Origin of the sequence: Paracoccus alkenifer (genome assembly GCF_900108405.1) — a bacterium.
Taxonomy (GTDB): Bacteria; Pseudomonadota; Alphaproteobacteria; order Rhodobacterales; family Rhodobacteraceae; genus Paracoccus; species Paracoccus alkenifer.
This window is the reverse complement of record NZ_FNXG01000007.1, coordinates 1-20,867: the sequence shown is the minus strand read 5'-3', so window position 1 is coordinate 20,867 and position 20,867 is coordinate 1. Positions and strand designations below refer to the sequence as shown.

At 62.5% G+C, this 20,867-nt stretch carries 17 protein-coding genes and 1 pseudogene; 5 read left to right on the top strand and 13 right to left on the bottom strand.

The window, feature by feature from the left end; all coding sequences use genetic code 11:
* From rbbA to BLW83_RS14015, 3 genes are read right to left on the bottom strand one after another with little or no spacing between them, the layout of a single operon-like run.
* Positions 1-2,730: a ribosome-associated ATPase/putative transporter RbbA gene (gene rbbA / locus BLW83_RS14025; RefSeq protein ID WP_090848872.1), complete on the bottom strand. Its 2,730-nt coding sequence runs from the start codon at positions 2,728-2,730 to the stop codon at positions 1-3.
* On the bottom strand, positions 2,727-3,755 hold the full coding sequence (locus BLW83_RS14020) for an HlyD family secretion protein (protein WP_090848871.1): 1,029 nt from the start codon (positions 3,753-3,755) through the stop codon (positions 2,727-2,729). Before BLW83_RS14020 ends, rbbA begins: the two co-directional genes overlap by 4 nt.
* On the bottom strand, positions 3,752-4,405 hold the full coding sequence (locus BLW83_RS14015; protein WP_090848870.1) for a TetR/AcrR family transcriptional regulator: 654 nt from the start codon (positions 4,403-4,405) through the stop codon (positions 3,752-3,754). Before BLW83_RS14015 ends, BLW83_RS14020 begins: the two co-directional genes overlap by 4 nt.
* A gap of 301 nt (positions 4,406-4,706) precedes the next feature.
* On the opposite strand from BLW83_RS14015, the gene BLW83_RS14010 reads away from it, so the two are divergent.
* The 3 genes from BLW83_RS14010 (at position 4,707) to BLW83_RS14000 (ending at position 6,030) form a co-directional block, all read left to right on the top strand.
* Complete coding sequence (locus tag BLW83_RS14010; protein ID WP_143042859.1) at positions 4,707-4,982, top strand: hypothetical protein; 276 nt, start codon at positions 4,707-4,709, stop codon at positions 4,980-4,982.
* A gap of 50 nt (positions 4,983-5,032) precedes the next feature.
* Complete coding sequence (locus tag BLW83_RS14005) at positions 5,033-5,419, top strand: hypothetical protein (protein WP_090848868.1); 387 nt, start codon at positions 5,033-5,035, stop codon at positions 5,417-5,419.
* Between the two features lie 122 nt (positions 5,420-5,541).
* Positions 5,542-6,030, top strand: coding sequence for a cytochrome b (locus BLW83_RS14000; protein WP_090848867.1), 489 nt, complete (start codon positions 5,542-5,544; stop codon positions 6,028-6,030).
* Positions 6,031-6,131: 101 nt separating this feature from the next.
* Here BLW83_RS14000 and BLW83_RS13995 read toward each other — a convergent pair whose 3' ends face one another.
* The 3 genes from BLW83_RS13995 to BLW83_RS13985 all read right to left on the bottom strand — a co-directional run bounded on the left by BLW83_RS13995 (position 6,132) and on the right by BLW83_RS13985 (position 9,440).
* The gene (locus tag BLW83_RS13995) at positions 6,132-6,491 is read right to left on the bottom strand and encodes a hypothetical protein (RefSeq protein ID WP_090848866.1); all 360 of its coding nucleotides are present in this window, start codon (positions 6,489-6,491) and stop codon (positions 6,132-6,134) included.
* Between the two features lie 79 nt (positions 6,492-6,570).
* Positions 6,571-8,346 carry a PHA/PHB synthase family protein gene (locus tag BLW83_RS13990; RefSeq protein ID WP_090848922.1) on the bottom strand — a complete coding sequence of 592 codons (1,776 nt, stop codon included), beginning with the start codon at positions 8,344-8,346 and terminating at the stop codon, positions 6,571-6,573.
* 98 nt (positions 8,347-8,444) lie between these two features.
* A complete protein-coding gene (locus BLW83_RS13985; RefSeq protein ID WP_177172581.1) occupies positions 8,445-9,440 on the bottom strand; it encodes an alpha/beta hydrolase in 996 nt (331 codons plus the stop codon).
* A 467-nt stretch (positions 9,441-9,907) separates the two neighbouring features.
* Here BLW83_RS13985 and BLW83_RS13980 point away from each other — a divergent pair.
* Positions 9,908-10,165, top strand: a pseudogene (locus BLW83_RS13980) (ATP-binding protein); the annotation flags it as partial.
* A gap of 60 nt (positions 10,166-10,225) precedes the next feature.
* Here BLW83_RS13980 and BLW83_RS13975 read toward each other — a convergent pair.
* A protein-coding gene (locus BLW83_RS13975) for an IS5-like element ISPak1 family transposase (protein ID WP_240200102.1) occupies positions 10,226-10,995 on the bottom strand; the annotation gives its coding sequence in 2 pieces (ribosomal slippage) (positions 10,226-10,659 and positions 10,659-10,995; 771 coding nt in all).
* A 100-nt stretch (positions 10,996-11,095) separates the two neighbouring features.
* Here BLW83_RS13975 and BLW83_RS16120 point away from each other — a divergent pair.
* Positions 11,096-11,266: a hypothetical protein gene (locus BLW83_RS16120; RefSeq protein ID WP_483874355.1), complete on the top strand. Its 171-nt coding sequence runs from the start codon at positions 11,096-11,098 to the stop codon at positions 11,264-11,266.
* Positions 11,267-11,528: 262 nt separating this feature from the next.
* Here BLW83_RS16120 and BLW83_RS13970 read toward each other — a convergent pair whose 3' ends face one another.
* From BLW83_RS13970 to BLW83_RS13940, 6 genes are all read right to left on the bottom strand, one after another.
* Complete coding sequence (locus BLW83_RS13970; protein WP_090848864.1) at positions 11,529-12,689, bottom strand: patatin-like phospholipase family protein; 1,161 nt, start codon at positions 12,687-12,689, stop codon at positions 11,529-11,531.
* The gene (locus BLW83_RS13965) at positions 12,686-14,959 is read right to left on the bottom strand and encodes an anti-phage 6A-MBL system cap2_3 protein (RefSeq protein WP_090848863.1); all 2,274 of its coding nucleotides are present in this window, start codon (positions 14,957-14,959) and stop codon (positions 12,686-12,688) included. Before BLW83_RS13965 ends, BLW83_RS13970 begins: the two co-directional genes overlap by 4 nt.
* Positions 14,960-14,961: 2 nt before the next feature.
* Entirely contained in the window at positions 14,962-16,095 is a 1,134-nt protein-coding gene (locus BLW83_RS13960) for an anti-phage 6A-MBL system MBL-fold protein (RefSeq protein WP_090848862.1), read from the bottom strand.
* A 69-nt stretch (positions 16,096-16,164) separates the two neighbouring features.
* Positions 16,165-19,569 (bottom strand): UvrD-helicase domain-containing protein, encoded by a 3,405-nt coding sequence (locus tag BLW83_RS13955; RefSeq protein WP_090848861.1) that lies wholly within the window; start codon positions 19,567-19,569, stop codon positions 16,165-16,167.
* Positions 19,570-19,572: 3 nt separating this feature from the next.
* Positions 19,573-20,163 carry a hypothetical protein gene (locus BLW83_RS13950; protein ID WP_090848860.1) on the bottom strand — a complete coding sequence of 197 codons (591 nt, stop codon included), beginning with the start codon at positions 20,161-20,163 and terminating at the stop codon, positions 19,573-19,575.
* A gap of 388 nt (positions 20,164-20,551) precedes the next feature.
* Positions 20,552-20,867: integrase core domain-containing protein (locus BLW83_RS13940; protein ID WP_143042858.1), on the bottom strand; the 316-nt coding region annotated here is incomplete at its 5' end.

Sequence of the window (20,867 nt, the reverse complement as noted above, 5' to 3'; positions counted from 1 at the left end):
TCACCGCTCCTGCTTGCGCAGCAAAAGGATGGCGATGGCGGTAAATGCCGGCCCGAACAGCGACAGCCGCCACAGTGCGTCGCCAAGGTCGGCAAGACCCATGCCCTTGGTGAAGCTGCCGACACTCACCATCATGTACCATGTGGTCGGCCACAGATATCCGATGGTCTGTGCCGGCCCTTCAAGCGAGGAGACTGGCACCATCATGCCCGAGAACTGCATCGTCGGCATCACCGACAGCACGGCGGCAGCAAAGGCCGCCGTCACCTGTGTGCCCGCGATCATAGAGATCATCAGCCCCCAACCCGTCGCCGCCAGCGCATAGACCAGTGTGGCCAATACCAGCACCATTGGACTGCCTTTCAGGGGCACCCCCAGCACCAGCACCACAAGCGCGGTCAGGATGGCGAAGTTCATCAGCGTGATGGCGACATAGACCAGTTGCTTGCCGATCAGGAACTCGGCCCTGCCGGTCGGCGTGACGTAGAAATTCGTGATGGTGCCGATTTCCTTTTCCCGTGCCACGCTGACCGCCATCAGGATCGCCGGAAACAGCAACAGCAGCATCGGCGGTATGGTCGGGCCGATGGCCGGCAGGCTCTCCATCGCCGGGTTATAGCGAAAGCGCGGCTCCATCTGCACGGCTGTCGTCCCGGATGCCGGGTCCGTCGGCAATGCCGCTGCCGCCAACCGATTGGCCCCGGTCACATAGCTTTCCACGGTGCCTGCACGGCTGGTGTCGGTGCCGTCGATGGTGGCAGCAATGCTTGCCCCATGACCTGCGCGAAGGTCAGCACCGAAGTCGGGCGGTATCTCGACCGCCAGTGTCAGCTCGCCGCTGGCAAGGCGATCGCGCAGCGCGTCAACGTCCTGCAGATCGGCATGGCGGACGAACCAGCCCGAGTCCTCGAAGGCGGATATCCACGCACGGCTCTCAGGACTGCGGTCATGGTCCAGTACCGCGAAGGGGATGTCTCGCACGTCCTGCGAGATGCCGAAGGACATGATCAACAGCAGCACCGCGCTGCCCAGGAAGGCAAAGACCAGCCGCACCGGGTCGCGGCGCACCTGCATTGCCTCACGCGCGGTATAGGCCAGCATCCGGCTGAGGCTGAAGCCGGTGGCGTCGACATGCGGGGCCGACTCGCTTGCCAGCCCCTCGGCCACCGGCGCCTCGGGCGGGATGGCCGTGGAAATATAGTGGATGAAGGCCTGTTCGAGATCGGCGGCGCCGCTTTGCGCGACGATGCCTTGCGGTGTGTCGGTGATCAGGACACGGCCGGCGTGCATCAGGGACATGCGATCGCAGCGCTGCGCCTCGTCCATGAAATGCGTCGAGATGAAGATCGTCACCCGGTCTTTGCGCGACAGTTCCATCAGCAATTGCCAGAAATCGTCGCGGGCCTGCGGGTCAACACCCGAGGTCGGCTCGTCCAGGATCAGGATTTCCGGCGAATGGATGACGGCAACCGCCAGCGACAGCCGTTGCCGCAAACCCAACGGCAAGCCGCCCGCCGGCTGGTCGAGGTAATCCGCCAGGCCGAAGCGCGCGACCAGATCATCGATGCGGGTGCGCGCCAGATCGCGGGGCAGGTGGAACAGCCGCGCATGCAGGACCAGATTCTCGCGCACGCTGAGTTCGCCATAAAGCGAAAACGCCTGCGTCATGAAACCGACGCGGGCGCGGGCGTCCATGCCCTGCTCGGCGATGGGGCGGCCGAATATCCATGCCTCGCCCTCGCTGGGGGGCAGCAGGCCGGTCAGCATCTTCATGGTCGTGGTCTTGCCGCAGCCGTTCGAGCCGAGAAAGCCGAATATCTCGCCGCGCGGAATGTCGAAGCTGACACTATCGACAGCGGTGAAATCGCCGAAACGCCGGGTCAGGCCCCGAGCCTTGATGGCGATGTCGCCATCCGTTGAGGGGGAGGGCGCCGCGGACGGGATTACGGGCGCATCTGCGCCGCCGCCATCCTCCCCGCCCGTGCCCCGCAGCAGGTTGACATAGGCATCCCCCACAGACCCGGTTCCGGTCCGTTCCATCAGTGCCCGCGGCGAGCCTTCGGCCAGCACATGGCCGTCGTTCATCGCCACCAGGTGATCGAACAGCGCCGCCTCCTCCATATAGGCGGTCGAGACCAGCACACTCATATGCGGACGGTCCTTGCGGATGGTGTCGATCAGATCCCAGAACTGGCGGCGCGACAGCGGGTCGACGCCCGTTGTCGGCTCGTCCAGCAGCAGGAAATCGGGGTCATGGATCAGTGCTGCGCACAGCCCGGTCTTCTGCTTCATCCCCCCCGAAAGCTTTCCGGCAGGACGGTCGAGAAATGGAAACAGCCCGGTCGCCCGCGTCAGACGTGCGATCCTTGCCGCCCGATCGGCCCGGCCCAGGCCGAACAGCTTGCCGAAAAACTCCAGATTCTCGCGCACCGACAGATCATGGTAAAGGTTCTTGCCCAACCCCTGCGGCATGAAGGCCAGCCGGCTGCCGACCGCGTTGCGATGGCGCGCGCTGCCCATGTTACCGCCAAGGCAGGTGATGCCGCCCGCCTGCATGCGCTTGGCACCGGCAACCAGCCCCATCAGCGTCGATTTGCCGACCCCGTCGGGGCCGATCAGTCCGACCATTCGCCCGGCGGGCAGGTCAAGAGAGACATCCTCAAGTGCCAGCACCTTGCCATAGCGATGCGTGACACCCTCCAGCCGCGCAACGGGTTCGGGCGTGGTCATGGCGTATCTGCACCGGTTGAAGCGGGCAGGTCGATCAACGGCGGTGTCAAGCCCACGGGCCAGTCAGGCAGACGACCATCCGCATCCGCCATCCGCACCCAGACCACGCCGCGCACGCCGGTCTTGACTTGATCCATGCGCGCCTCGACCAATTCCGGCGGTACGCGCACCCGGATACGGAACATTAGGCTTTCGCGTTCGGTCAGGGTCTCGACCTGCTTGGGGGTAAACTGGGCTTGCGGCGAGACGAACATCACCTGAGCCGGCATCGCGCGATCCGGCATGATATCGGCCACGATCCGCGCCTCGTCACCGATCACCACCCGTGGTGCGTCAGAGGCAGGCAGGAAAAACTCCATATAGACATCTTCGAGACTGGCGAGCGTGAGGATCTTGCCGCCGGAGCCGATGATCTCGCCCGGGTGAGCCAGCCGGTAAAGCACCCGTCCCGCAGCCTCGGCATGCAGCGTGGCATCGGCGATCCGGGTCGCGATCTCGTCGCGGGCGGCGGCCTCGGCATCAACCCCGCGCTCCCTCGCCTGAAGCGTTGCCCGTGCCGCCGCAAGCCCGGCTTCGGCGACACTGACCTCGGTGCGCTTGATGTCCAGATTGGCTTGTGAGGTAATATCACGGCCCGCAAGCAACTCTGTACGAGTCAGTTCGCTTTCCGCCAGCGCGAGACGCGCCTCAGCCTCGTCAGCTTGGGCTGCTGCCACGCTGACGGCGGCCTGCGCGCTTTCCACAGCCGCCTCTGCACGGGCCAGTTGTGCGCGCAGTTCTGCCGTATCCATCACCGCCAGCACGTCGCCTCTGTTCACCCGGTCGCCCTCGCGCACGCGGATTTCCGCGATCCGCCCCGCCAGTCGCGGCGAAATGTCGATCAGGTCGGCCTCGATGCGGCCATTGCCGCGCGAAAACCCGTCCGGCGGCAGGTCCGAGGGCTTGAGAAGCACCGTCCAAGCGCCAAAGCCCATCAGTCCGGCCAGCACAAGGGCAAGGATGGCCATGGAAACGCGGCGGGTCATGACCTCACCTCCTTATGGTCCCCCGCGTCACCGGGGGGCGGGGCCGGTTCCGGGCCGCCTAGTACGCCCGTGCAATAGATGGCGAAAACTCGCGAGGCATCAGCGCGCATCCTGGCCACATCGCCATGCAGCAAAAGCTGCACGACAAGGCCCTGGATCATGCCCAGATAAAGCGTGGCTGCGGCCTCGACATCCAGATCCCGGCTCAGCGCGTCCTCGGCCACGCCTGCCGACAGGATCCGATGTAGCCGCGTGGCATAATTTTCGAGCAGCACGCGTGCCATTTTTTTCGGTGCGGTATCACTCTCGCGCTGGAGCTGAGCGAAGATCATCCGCGGCACGCCGGGATGTTCGGCGATGAAGTCGATATGCCCCAGAAACATCGCCTTGAGCGCGGCCACAGGCTCGGCCTGCGCACCCGCCAGTCGATCGATGCGCGCGAGCAGTCGGTCGGCCACCCACTCCATCACCCCCAACCATAGCGCGTCCTTGTTCGGGAAATGCTTGAACAGCGCCCCTTGCGTCAGGCGCATATGCGCGGCGACCTCGGTGGTGGTGATGGTTTCCGGATTGGCGTGCGCTGCCAGTTCCACAACCGCCTCGACCGCCTCGGCGCGGCGCTGCTCGGTGGGCAGATACTTTGCGCGCATGGTGTTTCCTTCGGCAAGCGATGCTGATTCAAGTATGTGATTACTTCCTATGGATACGTCAGCGTGTGGTCAATGGAAAATGCCTATATACTGAACCTTTCCTGCTAGGAAATTGCATGATACAGAATAAGAAGTAATTGCATACTTGATTCTCGGAGTGGGGTGAAACATGCCTAGAAGGGCCAAGTGCGAGGGTGCGGTCGAATCGGAATCCTCATAGCATCACGCCACACCACGCGCCCTCATTGTGGTCGCCGCTCTAAGCCTGTCGGTTGTGGCACACCCCGCACTGGCCGACGTCATGAGTGCCACCGAGATCACTGAGCGGATCGTCGGCAAAGAGCTTGTCGGGCGGCGCATGGGGATGAGGGTCCAATTGCGCTATGATATCAGCGGCGCGGTCACAATCCGCGCCCCATTCTTTTCCGGAACGGGCAGTTGGCAACGCGATGGCGACCGGCTGTGCATGACCGTGACGGGCGGACCAAATCCCGGAACCTCATGCCATAGTTTCGAGGATCTCGGCGGCGGGCGGTTTCGCAACTCTGCCGGCATGGTGCTGCAGGTGCGAAACTGAACGCGTAGCCGGATCGCGGAGGAAAGCTACCGGGCAGAAGGATATGAAACATGATGCGCAACTGGATTATCGGCGCCATCGCCATCGCCTTCGGACTCGCCACCGTCGCGGAGGGCGGCAGCGTCCTGTTCGGTCGCAGCCCTGCACGTGCAGCCGCCGGCGACTTCGTGCCGCTCGTGCTGTGGGTCAATTTTCTGTCGGGATTTTTCTATACTCTCGCCGGAGGAGCCATCCTCATGGCATGGCGCAGCGGGCCGATCCTCGCCCGTGCATTGGCCGCAGTGTTGCTGATGCTGTTTGGCTATTTTGTCGTGCATATCCTATTGGGCGGCGCATGGGAGATGCGAACGCTGGGCGCAATGATCCTGCGCCTTGGCTTCTGGATCGCTGCCGCCTTGCTGGTCCGGCCACGGGCGGAAACACCTCGAAAGATCTGACCCGATCACGACATTGAAGTTGGCGGACGAGACCAGCTCTCCCCCAATGACAGAAGCGACATGCCGAAATCCGGCCGGCGCAATTCACAATCTTCACAAACCCCCATGCCGCGAGGTCTGAAATGCACACGCCCGCCGGATACTCCCGCCTACAAATCGCACTGCACTGGATCATGGCCCTGCTGATCCTGTGGCGATTTCTGTTCAATGACGCCATGACGAGGGCTTGGGGTGCAATCGGAGAAGGTCTTCAGCCTGCGTTCAGTCCGCCGATTCTGGCGCATGTCCTGGTCGGCGCGGCGATCCTCATTGCCTCTATATGGCGGTTGTGCATCGAGGCAAGACGCAGAAGCCCAGCGATGGTTGGTGACAATGGCCTGCTGAATAGGGTGGCGTGGTTGACGCATCTGGCGCTTTATGGGCTAATGATCCTTATGCCGATTAGCGGAGCCTTGGCATGGTTCGGCGGTGTGCAGGCGGCTGCCGACATCCATAATGTTCCGAAGATTGCGCTTCTGGCGCTGATTGTGCTGCACATCATCGGCGCACTCTATCACCAGTTCTTCCTTCGGGATGGCGTCATGGACCGCATGAAACGCGCACAAGGCTAATGCGCACTTCAGCAGTCACGCTCGCCGAATGGAGGCAGGGCGCCGGGTCCGGCATCGAAGGCGCCCCACCGCCCGCCATGTTCCAACATCGACGTGACGGCTCAGGAATCGGGCAACGCGCGTTGCCCGACCGCCGTTTGCCAGTCTTGAACCGCCTCTTGCAGTCCCTGGATGAGGGTAGTCTGCGCCGCGATCAGCGGTGTTCCCGTGGCAAGCGCCCCGCTCATGCTGGCGCCAGTCAATTGCATAAAGATTTCGGCCGGCAAGCTGAAAGACATCTCAGGTGCGGTTTGCTGTGAGAGCCGGGAAAGTTCTGCCCTGGTTTTGACGATAATATCCTCATGGTAGCGGCATGCTATCTCGAGTCCGCGATGACGGTAATCCTGTGACAGGTTCAGTATGCGAAGCATCAACTCTGAGTTCGCCCTGTACAGGCTAAGGGGGAGCATCTCGATATTCATTGCAAACTCCTTGTAGCAGGGTACGGTCGTTTCTGTCCTTTGATGCGCTTTGGGCTGCCGCGTCGTTTGATCGCTGCGATTATCTCTCCAGCACATAGGTGCCGGGCGCGTCGGCAAGCGGCGCAAGACCCACCTTTGCCGCGCCCATGACCGGCGGGGCGACCTGTTCTTCGGGCGACTGCGCTGCCAGCCAATCGCCCCATGCCGGCCACCAAGAGCCCTGCTGCACCGGCGTTTCCTCGCGCCATTTGTCGGGGTCGGTGAACCGCTGGCCATGAATGCGGGTGGCGATCTGGAAGCTTCGGTTCTTGCGGCCCGGTTCACTAACCACGCCGGCATTGTGGCCGCCGCTGGTCAGGGCAAAGGTGACATCGGCGCCGCCGATAAGGCGGTGGACCTTATAAACGGTCTTCCACGGCGCCACATGGTCGCGCACCGTGCCGACGGCAAAGACCGGCAGTCGGATGTCGCTGGGCACCGCCGGGCGATCATCGACCAGATAGCGCCCCTCGGCAAAGTCATTGTCGAGATAAAGCTTACGCAGATACTCGCTGTGCATCCGCGCCGGCATACGGGTGGTGTCGGTGTTCCAAGCCATCAGGTCGAACAACTCTTGCCGTTCGCCCAGCAGATATGCCTTCATGCGCCGCGACCAGATCAGATCCTGCGAGTTGAGCAACTGGAACGCCCCGGCCATCTGCCTGCCATCTAGATAGCCCTTGTCGGCCATGATCGATTCCAAAAAGGCAAGCTGGCTTTCCCCGATGAACAACGACAGTTCGCCCGGTTCGCGAAAGTCGATCTCGGCCGCCAGCAGGGTCATGCTGCGCAGCCGTTCATCTCCGTCATGTGCCATGGCAGCCGCAGCGATTGCCAGCAGCGTACCGCCAAGGCAATAGCCGACTGCATTCACCCGGCGTTCTGGCATGATGGTGCCCACAACAGCCAGTGCGGCCATCACCCCAAGCTGGCGATAATCCTCCAGTCCCAGATCGCGGTCATCCGAACCGGGATTGCGCCACGAGATCATGAACACCGTGTGACCTTGATCGACCAGCCAGCGCACCATCGAGTTATGCGGTGAGAGGTCGAGGATATAGTATTTCATGATCCATGACGGCACGATCAGCACGGGCGCAGCATGTACCTTGGGGGTTGCTGGCGCATACTGGATCAGTTCGATCATATCGTTTCGGAATACGACCTTGCCCGGCGTTAGCCCGACATCCTTGCCGACAATGAAATCCTCGCTGCCGATGGGCGGATCGCCGGCAACCAGCCCCTGCAGGTCCTCCAGCCAGTTCATTGCGCCCTGCAACAGGTTGGCGCCACCGGTCTCGGCGGTCTTTCGCAGCACTTCGGGATTGGTCCAGAAGAAATTAACCGGCGACCACATGTCCAGCCATTGCCGGCCAGCAAAGGACACCAGATCCTCATGCTGGCGCGAGACGCCGCGCACCCCGGTTGTGGCGGATTGCCACCATTCCTGTTGCAGCAGGAAGCCCTGATGGATGACGTTGAAGGGCCACTTTTGCCACGCTTCGCCCTCGAAGCGGCGGTCCTGTTCCAAAGGCTCAACGCAGTTGGAGCAGTCGGGGCAGGCAGCCGCACGCAATGCGTAGTTCAGAAGCCGCCGCTGCTCGTCGAATGCCTCGTATAGCAATCTTCGCCGCTTGCCCGGCGAGATCGCCAGATGAAGCGCCCAGTCATGCCACGCAAGCTGCGCAGCCGCAGGCGATAGTCCGCGTGTGGCGCGGGCAAGTGTCGTATGTGCCAGTTGATCGAGCGGGTCGGCGACCCGCAGTTCACTTTCGCTTGCGGTTGCAGGAGCGCCGGTTGCGGGAGAATCACTCATGGTCGCATCCACCTTCATACAAGTAAGTTATTACTTGCTTTGTACGGTGAACGCAACCATCACAAGTGAGCCGCTTAACCGACCGGCTGCTCACACCGTCAGTTGTCCGCCAATCCGCCGGCGATGAGGATGAAGGGGCTCGCGGCCGCCGCGCCAGTCCGTTCCAGCACAAATGCGCCGGCATCCGATATTGCCTGACCCGGTCGCTGACGCATGCTTGAATAGAGCGCAGCAAGCATTGCGTACCGGCTGTGACCTTGCACGTCCGGGGATCGGATATCGCCAACATCAATCAGGGCTACGCTATAAGCTTCAGCGGCAGCCGTAATCTGCGGGTCCGCTACATTCAACGCCCCAACCCGCGTCTGTCCGGCGTTCAGCCGCGCCGAGATTCGTAGTGCCCGATCATCTGGGGCAACCAGCACCGTCAAGGGTGGGTTCAGCGGCCCTATAACACCGAGCTGAGCCCGGAATACGTCTACATCAATATCCGGCGCGGCCAGAACGACCTGTAGTCGGCGAAGGGTGGGGTCATCCCCGGTCAACCGCAACTGGCGCAGTGTCTCCATCACCAACCACCCGCCCATCGAGTGGCCCAGCACTGTAATCTGGCCGATCCGCCTGTCCCGAGCCAGTGTTGCCAACAACTCCGCCAGATGGTCGCGCGAGTAGGTTACGGCCTCGCGATCAGCGGCATATGCCATCATGGTCGCATTTGATGGCCAGGAGAACAGTATCGCCGCACCTTCTCCGCCGCTGTCATGGGTGACCTGCGCCAGGCGAAACAGGCCCTCCTGAAAGCTTGTATTGTAGCCATGCACGAAGACTCGTACGTCTGCACGTTCTGGCTCGGATGCAACGTCATCAATAAGGGCAGACAGCGGCATGTCCTGTCTGGCGGTGACAGTCATATCGACCAGTGGATCCGGATCTGGCCCCGGCCATTCGATGTTGCCGGCACTGTGCGCTGGTGGGACTGAGATGGAAAAGCGCGCCGCCGACAAGGTCGTGGCGCGCGCATTACTGAAACCGGGTGTCGGATCGTCGGGGGATCCTTCATGTCGCATCCGATTGGTTGCTGCATACAGGGTCACGACATCTGCTTCCGGCAGATTTGGTCCCGGAACAAGGACGCGGTCACCTGGTCGAGATGCGCAACCCGCCGCCAGCCACGGTATCACGAGAAGCACCACTAGGATGGCCCGAACGCGCATGATGTATCAGGGAGCCTTTCGAGAGATCGGAAACCGTACAGGTGTATAATAGAAGTAATTACTTACTAATATCAATCCCGCAGGCTACCTCATCCCCGGTTCTCCAAGGCGTTTCAGTCTTCGCAGGCAAGCATCCGGTCAGGCCGCGATCAGGCGGCCACAGCTCGGTCCGATTATCCCGCAGCAGAAATCGCTTGGGACGCCTGACAACGCTCGCTACGCGTCAGCAGGCGGTGTCCAGCCGAAGACACGCTCTATCTCGCCACGATAGGCGGTCCGGATGGCCGCTGGCGTTCGCCGCACGTAGATCTCCGCAGCTTCGCGGACATCGCCCGACAGGCCACCGAGATAGGCGAGGACCCGAAAAGCTCAATGACGATCAGCGCCGCGATGTCCTCGAAATCATCGAGGACCGCTATGAGCGGCGCTCGACTATCGTCACCAGCCAGGGTCCCGTCGGCCAATGGTACGAAATTATCGGCAATCCAACCATCGCCGACGCCATTCTCGACCGTCTCGTGCACAATGCCTATCGCATCGAACTGACCGGTGAGAGCATGCGCAAAAATCGAGCCACCAAGACCGAAATACAACCTCAGGCTTGACCACAGACAGAACTCGAACCAAACATCCGCATTGACCTAGGGTCAGGACTCGTTCTCGATTCATAGCCAGAACATGACGGTTGCGGCGAGGGCGATGGCTGAGAGGAAGACCTTCGGGCATCTGTCGTAACGGGTTGCGACCCGTCGCCAGTCCTTCAGCCGCCCGAACATGATCTCGATCCGGTTGCGGCGTTTGTAGCGGCGCTTGTCATACTTGACGGGTTTTCCACGGGACTTCCGTCCCGGTATGCAGGGCTTAATCCCCTTGTCTTTCAACGCATCTCTGAACCAATCGGCATCATAGCCACGGTCGCCCAGCAGCCATTCTGCCGCCGGCAAGCTGCCCAACAGGGCCGCAGCACCGCTGTAGTCGCTCACCTGACCTGCAGTCATGAAGAACCGGATCGGCCGCCCATCAGCGTCGGTGACGGCGTGCAGTTTGGTGTTCATGCCGCCTTTGGTGCGGCCGATCAGGCGGCCCCTCTGGTCGCCGGGCCCCCTTTTTTCGCCCGCAGGCTGGAGGCCGTGCGATGCGCCTTCAGATAGGTCGCGTCTATCATCACCGTCTTCGGAACGGCCGCCTCGGAGGCCAGGCCTTCCATCATCCGGGCGAAGACGCCTTTCTCGCCCCAGCGCTTCCAACGATTATAGAGGGTCTTCGGTGGACCATACTCCTTGGGCGCATCGCACCACCGCAAGCCATTGCGATTGATGAAGATAATGCCGCTGAGAACACGCCGGTCATCGACGCGCGGCTTGCCGTGGCTCTTCGGGAAAAACGGCTGAAGGCGGGCCATCTGCGCATCCGTCAGCCAGAAAAGGTTGCTCATGATCCAGCCTCCTTGCGGAGCCTGAATCATGCCGCGCGGCTGAAATCAATGGGTCCTGACCCTAGGGTTCAGACCCCAAAGTGGCCGGCTTCGTTTCGGAATGCATGGCCGGCTTCGTCGGAATTCGCAGAGCTTCGAGCGGGCGATCGGGTCCGAACGATTAAGCCCCGCCTCAGTTCAGGGCTGGCTGCTGGCGAACCGAGATGATCCCGCTGCGGCGGCAGGTGCCGTGGGGTTGTTGAGTATTCGGATAGGTGTCGTTGTCGAATGAATGTGGCCACAGCGAAAACAATAGCGACCTATAGCGTGGGTCAACGCTTGGTACTGTTGCACGGTGGCGGTCTCGAGAACGGTCATTAGTGCTCCGCGCAGCAACGTCGGTTTGGAGAGATCAATCACGCGGGTAGAAATTACGCGATGTGGTAGTGCGACTACGTCGACTGAGGGGGCGGACGATTCCAGATGAAGCAGGCCTAAGATTACCGTAATCAATGCAAATCTGACCGCAGAGCCGTTGGGCAAGATCGTTCGTCTTACGACAAGAAGTCGAAACTGGCCGCCGGCTGGTTCTGCGCCAGGCCGCGGGCGCGCAAAGAAGCGTCAGCGCCGGCATAGCCGGCCCTGAGCAGCAGGCGCTGTTCGTCAAGGGAGAACGGGTTCAGGCGGGTCCGCAGGGAAGCGGCAGCCATAGCCTCCTCAGAGGTGAGCGGCAAAGCGTCCGGCACCGCATAGTGGACCGCCGCCGCATCGATGCTCCAGTACGCCACCTCGCGTTGGCCTCTGTTGGCCATGCCGAACAGGATTCGTCTCCGGGAGTGCTCGGCCTGCTGCTGAATCAGGCTGAGGGTACGGAACATCTGGCCTATCCAACGCCCGGTGGGGTGGCCGACTTCCGGGATCGTGCGGCCAGCATTACTAACGAGGATGGTCCGGCACCGCTTCCAGACGCGTTCAAGGCCGAGATTGTCATAGATGCCGCCATCGGCAAGAACGGCGGTGGTGGTGAAGGGCGCCCGGTGGAGGTCGGCGCCGGCCGTGGGCCGCACGGACTCCCCCGACAGGTCGATACGCACCGGCGACAGGATCGGGGGGAAGGCCGACGATGCCGTAACGACGCGCGCCAGCGGAATGACCGGCCTGTCGATCAGGCCCACGCGGTAGTCGGCCGCGTAGCTCTTTCCGAAGCGCCAGCCGCTGCCGGTTTGCAGATTTGTGGCCATGAAGGTGAAGCGCGGGGAATCGGTGATGTCCTGCAGGCACGCCCCCTCGAAAAGATGGCGGTCATAGGCGCGGACAAGGCTGTCGCCGGCGCTGCAGCCGGGCAGCAGGCCGTGGAGGGCGGCCTGGATATCGATCCCCTTGCCGGCAAAACGCAGCAGGGGCGAGACAAACAGCTCATCGAGATTGACCGCGCGGCCATCCTCATTGAAGCGCAGGGCGGGCCAGCGCAGCGCCAGCAGGCCGGCGGTGATCGAGCCGCCGGAGACGCTGGCGACCTCCGCGAGGCGCGGCAGGAAGCCGAGCTCGTTGAGGCGAATGAGGGCCCCGACATGGTAAATCATCGCACGGTAGCCCCCGCCGGAAAGGCAGAGGCCGATGGTGTCTTCCAGCTTGCCGGCCTGCAGGAAATCGTCCTGCGCGGCGTGGGCCGCGAACAGGCTCTGGATGTCCCGCGCCAAGGTGAGATCGTTCATGCGGCATCTCCGCCGGGCAACTGGAAGTCCCTGCCCGCGAGCAGAACACGCAGCTCTCCGTCATCCCCCGCGATCACCATCAGGGCGGGAACGCCCTCGCTCTCCAGCTCCTCGGTCAACCAGCACAATTGCCGGATGTCGGTGGCGCTGGGGCGGGTTGACGAGCCCCGCGGATGGGAATGCCATTCGCCTACATAGCGGACCTGGTGCAGCGACCGTTCGGCGGCGGCCGTTACCGAATCCGCCAGCCCCGACACGCCGCGTTCGAAAGCGGTAACGCTGCCCGTGCTGTCCTGCGGTGCCGGCAAAGCAAAGACGATGTGAACCGTGCGGCGGCTCGTATCGGTGATCCCGAGAAGAACTCCGCCGGTTTCACGCGGCAGGCCCGCCGCACGGAGAGCGGCGATCTGGTCGGCGAGTTCCTGGTCGTAGGTCACGGTCCAGTCGCCGCAGGCGATCCGGCGCACGGGGGAGCCGGGCTGCGCGGACAGGCTGACGGTATTATTGTCGCCCAGCGTCCAGACGCGGACGGCCGCCTGCGGGGCGGACAGAGCGTCGGTGATCGCCGGGGAAGCAATCGCGCTCAGCAGTGCCGCGCGCGCCGCCGGGATGCGGTTGGTCGCTGCGCGGCAAGAGCCGCTGTACCGGATGCCGGCCTCGGCCTGAAGGTGCGCCGCCAGCTGTGGATCAGTCTGGACGAGGCGGTGATACTGCGCTTCCAGGTCGCGCAGCGTGATGTCGGGATCGGCGCCTTCGGCCAGAAGCACGACCGCCGTTCCGGCCGGGTTGAAAAAGACCGACAGGCGGCGCGCACCGGGGCGCGGCAGATCGGCAAGATGCCGCGAAACGGCGACGGAGGCCGAGGCATCGATGATGATCTCCGCGCCTGCCAGCGCGGCGTCGATATCCGCAGCCAGCTCTTCTCGCGGATGGAGGATACTCGCCTGAAAAAACCGGACCGGCTCGCCGAGCAAGGCGCCGACGCGGTGCGCCAGACCCACGACCTTGGGCCTGCCGACATCGATCGGATAGAGCGCGTGGCGGGCAAGGTTGTGCGGCAGCAGGCTGTCATGATCGATCATCGTCCAATCAAACCGGCCCTCGCGCGCGAGGTTGACCGCCAGCTGCGATCCCAGTGATCCGGCGCCGACCAGGACGCAGCGGCGCCTGTCAGGCTGGGCCTGCCCGCTGATCATCGCGCCGACAGCGCGGTCAAATCCCAGATGGACATCGGCAGGGGAGATGGGAAGGCCGGGCACGGCCGTGCAGGCGGCCACGCCGACCATCCTGACATAGCCGCTGCCCGAGCCCACATCGCTGTCATTGCGCGCGAGCACGCCGAGGGCGACACCGACATCCCCGGCGGAATCGTGGGTGATAAAAGCGCGTAGGTCGTCGGCCTGGCGGCCATCGTCCCCGGCGACCGGGAAGGCGACAACGAGGGCGATCCGCGCCTGGAGGCGGCGGACGGCCGTGGCGTCAAGCCCGGCCCATTCGATGACGCGGGCGCGAAGTTCTGCGCCCAGATCAATGCCGCAGCGCTGCAGCTGCTGTGCAAGCGCATCCAGGGTCTGCGGAGCGCGCTGCAGGCGCTGCATACCCTGCGGCGCCGCGCGCAGGGGGACCACCACGAACTGCGAATCAGGGCTGTTCCCGCCCGACCGCACAAACTCGGTGACGATGATCGTCTCATGCTCGTTGCGGAGATGACCGACCAGTTCGGCCGGACGGTCGGCCGGTGTCAGAGCTGCCGCGGGAAGAATTATGGTCGCCGGGTCGCTAAAGAAAAGGGGTTCCAGCGGCTGCGCCGTATCATGAAGTTCGCCGCGAGCCGCCTTGGCGAGCCAGAGCTGGATACGGCGGATAAAGTCAACGGGCGTGAACGTCAGCCGTGCTTCCGCCCACGGCCGGTCGTCGACACACAGGGCACGCGGCATATCGTCCGGCGTCCAGTTCTGGTGCATGGTTTCGGGGAAGTCAGGGCGCAACGCTAAAACCGTCGGCTGCTCGCCACTCATCCCGAAGACCAAGGCCACGGGTTCCACGCTGCGGACAGAAACGGCCAGGTCCTGTGGCCGCTCCACCTCGATATCGAGGTGAAGCGCGGCCAAGGCGCTGTTGTCGGTTTGCCGTGTCCCAACGAGAGTGACGGCCGGCGCGCTGCCGGAAAGGACATACGTAACGACCGCCTGTGCGGCATCAGGCGTCACCGCGTCCGGTGCCACAGGCTGCCCGAAGGCTGGCCACCACGGATGCAGAACTGCCGTCATCCTCAGCCCGCCCGCGCCGGTGTGGAGATGATGCTGGCCGCGCCGGCCACAGCCGAGACGGTCAGGAGTTGCGCGCCGCGGCTCGTCACCTCAATGCTGAGCGGCTTCGGCCGGATCGTCGAGGGCGATTCCATCGTCACCTTGAACGACCCGTCGGCGCGGCGCGCGACCGCCTTGTAGTAGTTGCCGGCCTGCCGGTGGGGCGGCTGGACATCACGGTCTTCCGCCGTTCCCTTGAGGGGCATCGGCTTGCTCGTCGACACCATGATGTGGCGTTCGCGCCCCTGCGTCTCGCACAACCATTCGACGTGCTCGGTGGGCTCGGTCTCATCCTCGCCCTTCGTCCATCCGATCGCCGTGTAGGAGCAGTGATGCGGGACCTTGAATATGTCCCACAGCAGGCGGTCCTCGCGCCCGTGGTGCTTGGTTGTGATGACCATCTGGTCAATGGAATCAGCGTGGATGTCGGACATGAACAGCGCATAGGTTTCGCGGTCGCCTTCAAGAAACGTGGCCTGGAAGACGACGCTGTCCTGATTGCGGTCAACGATCCCGTTCTCGTCCTGACGCCAGCCGAAGGGGCTGTGGATGAAGAATTCGGCCTGTTCCGTACCGTACTTGGAGAAACCGGGAACGTATTGGCCCGCGTCGGTGATGAGGTGCGCCCGGGACTCATGGGAGAGGCCCTGCTTCGCCAGCCAGTCGGCCAGCTTTTTCGGGCGGGAGAAGACGCGGATGCCGTAGCCCTGCCGCAGCCGATGCCGTGCTTCCTGCCGGACAATTCGGGCGCTATCTTCACAGCCGTCCTCCAGGATAGCGGCAGCCGGCACCCACAGCTCCTTGATCTTGATGCGGCCTTCGCCTTGGTATTTCGCGGCGTGGTCGAGCCAGAAGAAATCTCCCGTCCCGCAGCAGTGATCGTCGTCCAGATGCGTAAAGCATACGACGTCATAGTTGTCCCTGTTGGCGGCCCGCAGGTCCGCCTTGAGTTCAGCAGGAAGGTCGATCCGCTTGTCGTAGGGGTTATCGGCATTCCCCATATCGGCATAGTCGACCAGCATCTTCTTGCCGTCGGCAAAATCGATCCGGGTGCAGTCGGCATTGCCGAGGGGGTAGAAAGTCAGCTTCGCAGTCATATTTATCTCCTGTGATCCTCAGCTCTCAAAGGGTTAATCTCGCCAGTATCGGCCCACCGGTAATTTTAGTCAGAGATTTTTATGGAGGCTGCCGTCGGCCACCGGACCGCAGGTGAAGAAAGCAGGGCAGAAGGGGCATGTGCGGTCGGATCGCTCTGGCGTGAAGTTTCCACTCCCGATCGCCGCAAAAACCTCGCCAAGCTTCTCCGTTCTCTTGCCGAGCGCCGTATGGTCGAAATCAACCCTCGTGGTTTGATCGTCGTCGCCGAGGTGGACGATCTCGACCGTGCAGCCGGGAAGCGAGGCGGCGGCCGCCATCTGGAAAGCGGCGTCGGCCAGGCCCTGTCCAGTCTTGGAGGATCGGTGACCCGTCCGGACCATCCGCACAATATGCCGACCACCAGGCGCCATCACGACATCGTCGGCATCTGCCGACACCGTGGTCTTTCCAATGCTTGTTTGGAGAGAAGGCGGTATCGAGCGGGTTGTGCCTGCCCGCATTGCAACGAAACGCTGGAGAAGCAGGGTAGCAACCTCGCGATGCAGACGATACTCGTTCCCGGCCAGTGGTCCTTCTGACCATCTCTGCTCCAGCAGCCTCTCCATATCATCTAGCGAGATGATCGAGGGATCAGTGGAGGCGATCTCCGTTACGACGCCTCGCACTAGATCGTGCATAGCCGACATGGTCGTTGGCGTGCGTCGACCGCCAACACCAAGCACATGGGTGTATAAGAAGCGCCGTGGGCACCGATCATACAGATCCAGTTGCGCTGTCGTGATTTTGATTGCCGGCCCCAAGACGATCGGGAGCAGCTCATCATCGGGGTCCGATTTCCGGTTCGTGTGCGGGGTTGCCGCACGTGCAGTAGCCACGCCGAGCCGGGCGATGAAATCCGAGGGATTGCGTCGATTGCCGTTAGCCATCCGGGTCGCTGAGTAAAGTAGGAGGCGGTTCCGCGCGCGGGAGGCGGCGACATACAACAGGCACTCCTGCTCGAGTGCATGATCCGCAGCAGCGAGGGCGAGCGAATCGCCTTCTCCGCCGACGATCATGCCGTCTGGAACCGGACAGGCGGGCTTGCGTGCAGTGCCGGGCATGCTCCCCTTGTTCAGACCCATTACATGTACCACGGGGAACTCGAGCCCCTTACTACCGTGAATGGTCATCAGCCGAACCGCGTTAATGCCTTGCGCGGCCAACGGAATCTGTCGAAGATCCCGTTCGTCGGCGAGATGAACAAGCCGCCTGATCCCGTCGAGTGTGCGCTGGATCGGCAGACCCGGCCCCTGATGTTGAGCGCGCAGGAAGCCCATTAGCTGCCAGATCGCCACTCCCATGGCGCGACTGGAGATATCGTCTGCCGACGCGATCAGCGCCGCTGTGCGTGTTCGGTCGAGCATGATATGCGCAAGCACGGACCAGGGAAGCGCATCGGTGCTAAAGCCGTCCAGAATGCTGGTCACCCGGCGCATGGCCTCAGCGTCAGCGGCATCCAGGATTGGTGGCGAGGACGATGAGCCGACCCAGGAAAGCGGTGCGGCGTCGGTTTGCCGAAGATGTTCTACCACCTTAGCGGCACCTGTTAGGCTCAACCCCGTCGACAATCCCTGAAGCGATGGTTTGCGCACCAGTCCCATGGCTCGTCGATCGACGAGCAACGACAGGACAGACAGAAGATCCTTAACCTCTGGGCGTTCAAAGAGATTACCGAGGTAGAGAACGGGAATTCCGCGTCGCTCAAGCTCACGGCCCATGCGGTTGAGCCGGTCGTTACCGGGGCACAGCACAGCTTGGTCGCGGAAGGCTACTTCTTGAGAGAGGCGCAGGATCTCGTCTGTGAGTGCGTCTGCCTCGTCGTCATTATTGCCGAAGGTCACATGCTCTGGCGGCACACCGCTGGACGGTCGATACGCCTTGAGAGAGGCATCGCCGGTACCAGCCTGCATGCCCGCACCAAAACTCGAAAATGCTCCGACGATCTCGGGCGTCGAGCGATAGTTCACGCGCAGTCGATCGCCAGCACCACCAGGGAAGTCTTCGGTCTTGAATCGGGACATGTTGAACGAGGATGCGCCGCGAAACCTGTAGATGGCCTGCCGGGCATCACCGACGGCCCAAAGGTTTTTGCCGCCAGCTGTCAGCCGCTGGAGCAGCCTTACGCTGCTGCGGTTCACGTCTTGATATTCGTCGACAAGGATATGGCTGTATGTCGCTCGCAGGATCGAGGCTATCTCAGCGTCGGACTCGAGCAGCTTTACGGGCAGAGACACGAGATCGCCAAAGTCCACCGCGCATGCTGCAAGCTTCAATTCCTCGTACTTCTTGTAAACGAGCGCAACCTCGGCGCACCGCTCCGCGGCATTGCGGGCGCTTGAGTCGGCGGCCTTGTCCAGCATCTCCTGAGCGAGCGCGGCGTAGCGGTCGGCGCCCGCGACTTCGTCCTTGGCTCGGGATATCGCGGTAAGCATGTCCTTGAGTGGACGATCGGGGTTCATGAACTCCCGATGGTGGGTGAGGTCGAGTGCGAGATATTCGCGCTCCATGATCGCGATCGCCTCGCTACGATCCATCATGCGGGGCTCCCTCGGGAAACCCAGTTGGTTATGGTATCTCCGCACCAGATCGAGACCGAAGGCGTGGAATGTCCCGATCCACATCGCCGATGCCGCCTCTGGCCGCAGTCCAGCGATGCGCTCAGATAGTTCTCCGGCAGCCTTGTTCGAGAAGGTGAGCACAAGGATCGACCGGGGATCGATCCCTTCGTCGACGAGGCCGGCGACGCGCCCGACGAGGGTCTGCGTCTTCCCCGTTCCCGGTCCAGCCTCGAGAAGGTATGGGGCTCCACGATGCTGCGCGGCCTCGCGCTGCTCGTCGTTGAGAGCCTTCGGAGGCCTGACCTCAGCCTCCTGGGGTTCCGGCTCGACTGCCGGAAGCAGCAGCGCGTCGAGAAGCTGTAGCGCGACGACGTCGAAGGGCGCCCCCAGCTTCGTTGCAATCTCCGACGCCGTCAGGCCCCCAAGGTGGAGTGTTCGTGCCCGTTTGCGCGGTAGCAGGAGCTCGCGACCAAACAGGTCCATCTGCACCTCGCGGCGCTGTCGGCGGCTGTAATCGACGACCCGATCCTCGCCGACAGGGGCTGCTTCCGCCGGCCGCATGGGATTGACGTCGTGAGCGACGTGCTCGACTCTGTCGTCGCCTAGCGTAGCGTGACCGAGTTCGTGGCCTACCAGAAAGGCCTTGAAGAAGGTCGTTCCCGAGTCCTCGTGCCTAATGGCTCGATTTATGGGATCGAACTGTGCCCGGCCACCATTGAGAATCGCACTGTCAGGCTCGACGGGCTCGATGTCCAGTTCCAAGCTAGATGCGACAGCTCTGACGAGCGCCTCGGGGTCCCAAGGGTCAGCGCCCATTGAGACCACCTCGTCGTGAAGCGCCGCAGCACGCTGCCGTGCGAGTTCGACAGCATCCATGGATCAATCCCTCGAGGCCAACAGCTGCTGTCGTCGCTCATCGGAGACCTTGCACTGCTTAAGCAGATCCTCGAAGGTGATCTTCTCCTGCTGAGTAGATGGAGCGTCGTCGGATTTGTAGCTAGTACCAGGCGCAAGTCGAGGCGGTGCTGCCATGAAGCGGCGCAGATCGTCCGCAGTGGAGCGGAGGCCGCGCGCAAGAGCGTCGACGAATGACGCAGGTACGCTAGCAACGTCCACGAGCCGGGACCTAAATCCCTGGATCACGCCGCTGGGCACATCAAGGGCACGACGAAGTTCCACCAGTGCCTGCGGGGAGACGTTGGCGAAAGGGTCGACCACCGGTGCGGATGCCTGGACCGACGACGAGGCATAGAAGGCCGCAAGGGACGCTTCTACCCAGGCCTCGTCGGTAGGCGCAGTAGTCTCTTCGGTCGCCTGCTGCAGTCTCAGATCGAGGGACAGGTCGATCAGTTGGTCAGCAAGGTGAGGATATTGCTGGAGATATCGCTCAAGGGTTGCATTGTCGTGATCTTGCTCAACTGCGAACGCGAGAAGGATTTCTTCGTCGCTGTCGCCGTGATTATCAGTCATCGTTGTCTCCAATCGACAAAGCCTCGCGTATCAGTTGATATGCTTCGTTGCGCCGATTCCGAACGGTTTTCTCGGATTTGACGCCGATCACCTTCCGAATGGTCATGACACTATCGTCGGACGAATCGATTGGCATGTCCCTCATGATCAGCTCGATGACTCTTCGGTGCTTGTCTGGTAGGGTATTTATCGCGTCAGCGACGCGCGACCGGTAAATCGGGTCGTCGGAAAGCAACTCTTCCTTGAGATCGAGACTCCCGACAGCGCGCTCGACGGTGAGCGACGGTTCGTTCGTGTCCTTATCGGCCTCGATTGGATGGGTGCGGAGGGCATGCTTCCTCGCCCTGTGGGTAATCCTCCCCGTTTTAACGGGGCGCGACCGTAGAACTCACGCGGCCATTTTCAGCTTCATGGCGGGTGTGACGCCGCCGATGCCCATGTTCGGGCGTTCGTTGTTGTAGGTCCATAGCCATTCGGTGGCGATCTGCTGCACCTCCTCGATGGTTTCAAAGATGTAGAGGTCGAGCCATTCGTGCCGGACCGTCCGGTTGTAGCGCTCGACATAGGCGTTCTGCTGCGGCTTTCCGGGCTGGATGTAGGTCAGGGCGATGCCCTGCTTCTCGGCCCAGATTGTCAGCGTGGCACTGACGTATTCCGGGCCGTTATCGACCCGGATCGCCAGCGGTTTGCCGCGCCATTCAATG

Coding starts and splice junctions, on each gene's coding strand:
- rbbA (WP_090848872.1), bottom strand. CDS start 2,730: ATGACCACGCCCGAACCCGTTGCGCGGCTGGAGGGTGTCACGCATCGC.
- BLW83_RS14020 (WP_090848871.1), bottom strand. CDS start 3,755: ATGACCCGCCGCGTTTCCATGGCCATCCTTGCCCTTGTGCTGGCCGGA.
- BLW83_RS14015 (WP_090848870.1), bottom strand. CDS start 4,405: ATGCGCGCAAAGTATCTGCCCACCGAGCAGCGCCGCGCCGAGGCGGTC.
- BLW83_RS14010 (WP_143042859.1), top strand. CDS start 4,707: ATGAGTGCCACCGAGATCACTGAGCGGATCGTCGGCAAAGAGCTTGTC.
- BLW83_RS14005 (WP_090848868.1), top strand. CDS start 5,033: ATGATGCGCAACTGGATTATCGGCGCCATCGCCATCGCCTTCGGACTC.
- BLW83_RS14000 (WP_090848867.1), top strand. CDS start 5,542: ATGCACACGCCCGCCGGATACTCCCGCCTACAAATCGCACTGCACTGG.
- BLW83_RS13995 (WP_090848866.1), bottom strand. CDS start 6,491: ATGAATATCGAGATGCTCCCCCTTAGCCTGTACAGGGCGAACTCAGAG.
- BLW83_RS13990 (WP_090848922.1), bottom strand. CDS start 8,346: ATGAGTGATTCTCCCGCAACCGGCGCTCCTGCAACCGCAAGCGAAAGT.
- BLW83_RS16120 (WP_483874355.1), top strand. CDS start 11,096: ATGCATGGCCGGCTTCGTCGGAATTCGCAGAGCTTCGAGCGGGCGATC.
- BLW83_RS13970 (WP_090848864.1), bottom strand. CDS start 12,689: ATGAACGATCTCACCTTGGCGCGGGACATCCAGAGCCTGTTCGCGGCC.
- BLW83_RS13965 (WP_090848863.1), bottom strand. CDS start 14,959: ATGACGGCAGTTCTGCATCCGTGGTGGCCAGCCTTCGGGCAGCCTGTG.
- BLW83_RS13960 (WP_090848862.1), bottom strand. CDS start 16,095: ATGACTGCGAAGCTGACTTTCTACCCCCTCGGCAATGCCGACTGCACC.
- BLW83_RS13955 (WP_090848861.1), bottom strand. CDS start 19,569: ATGGATGCTGTCGAACTCGCACGGCAGCGTGCTGCGGCGCTTCACGAC.
- BLW83_RS13950 (WP_090848860.1), bottom strand. CDS start 20,163: ATGACTGATAATCACGGCGACAGCGACGAAGAAATCCTTCTCGCGTTC.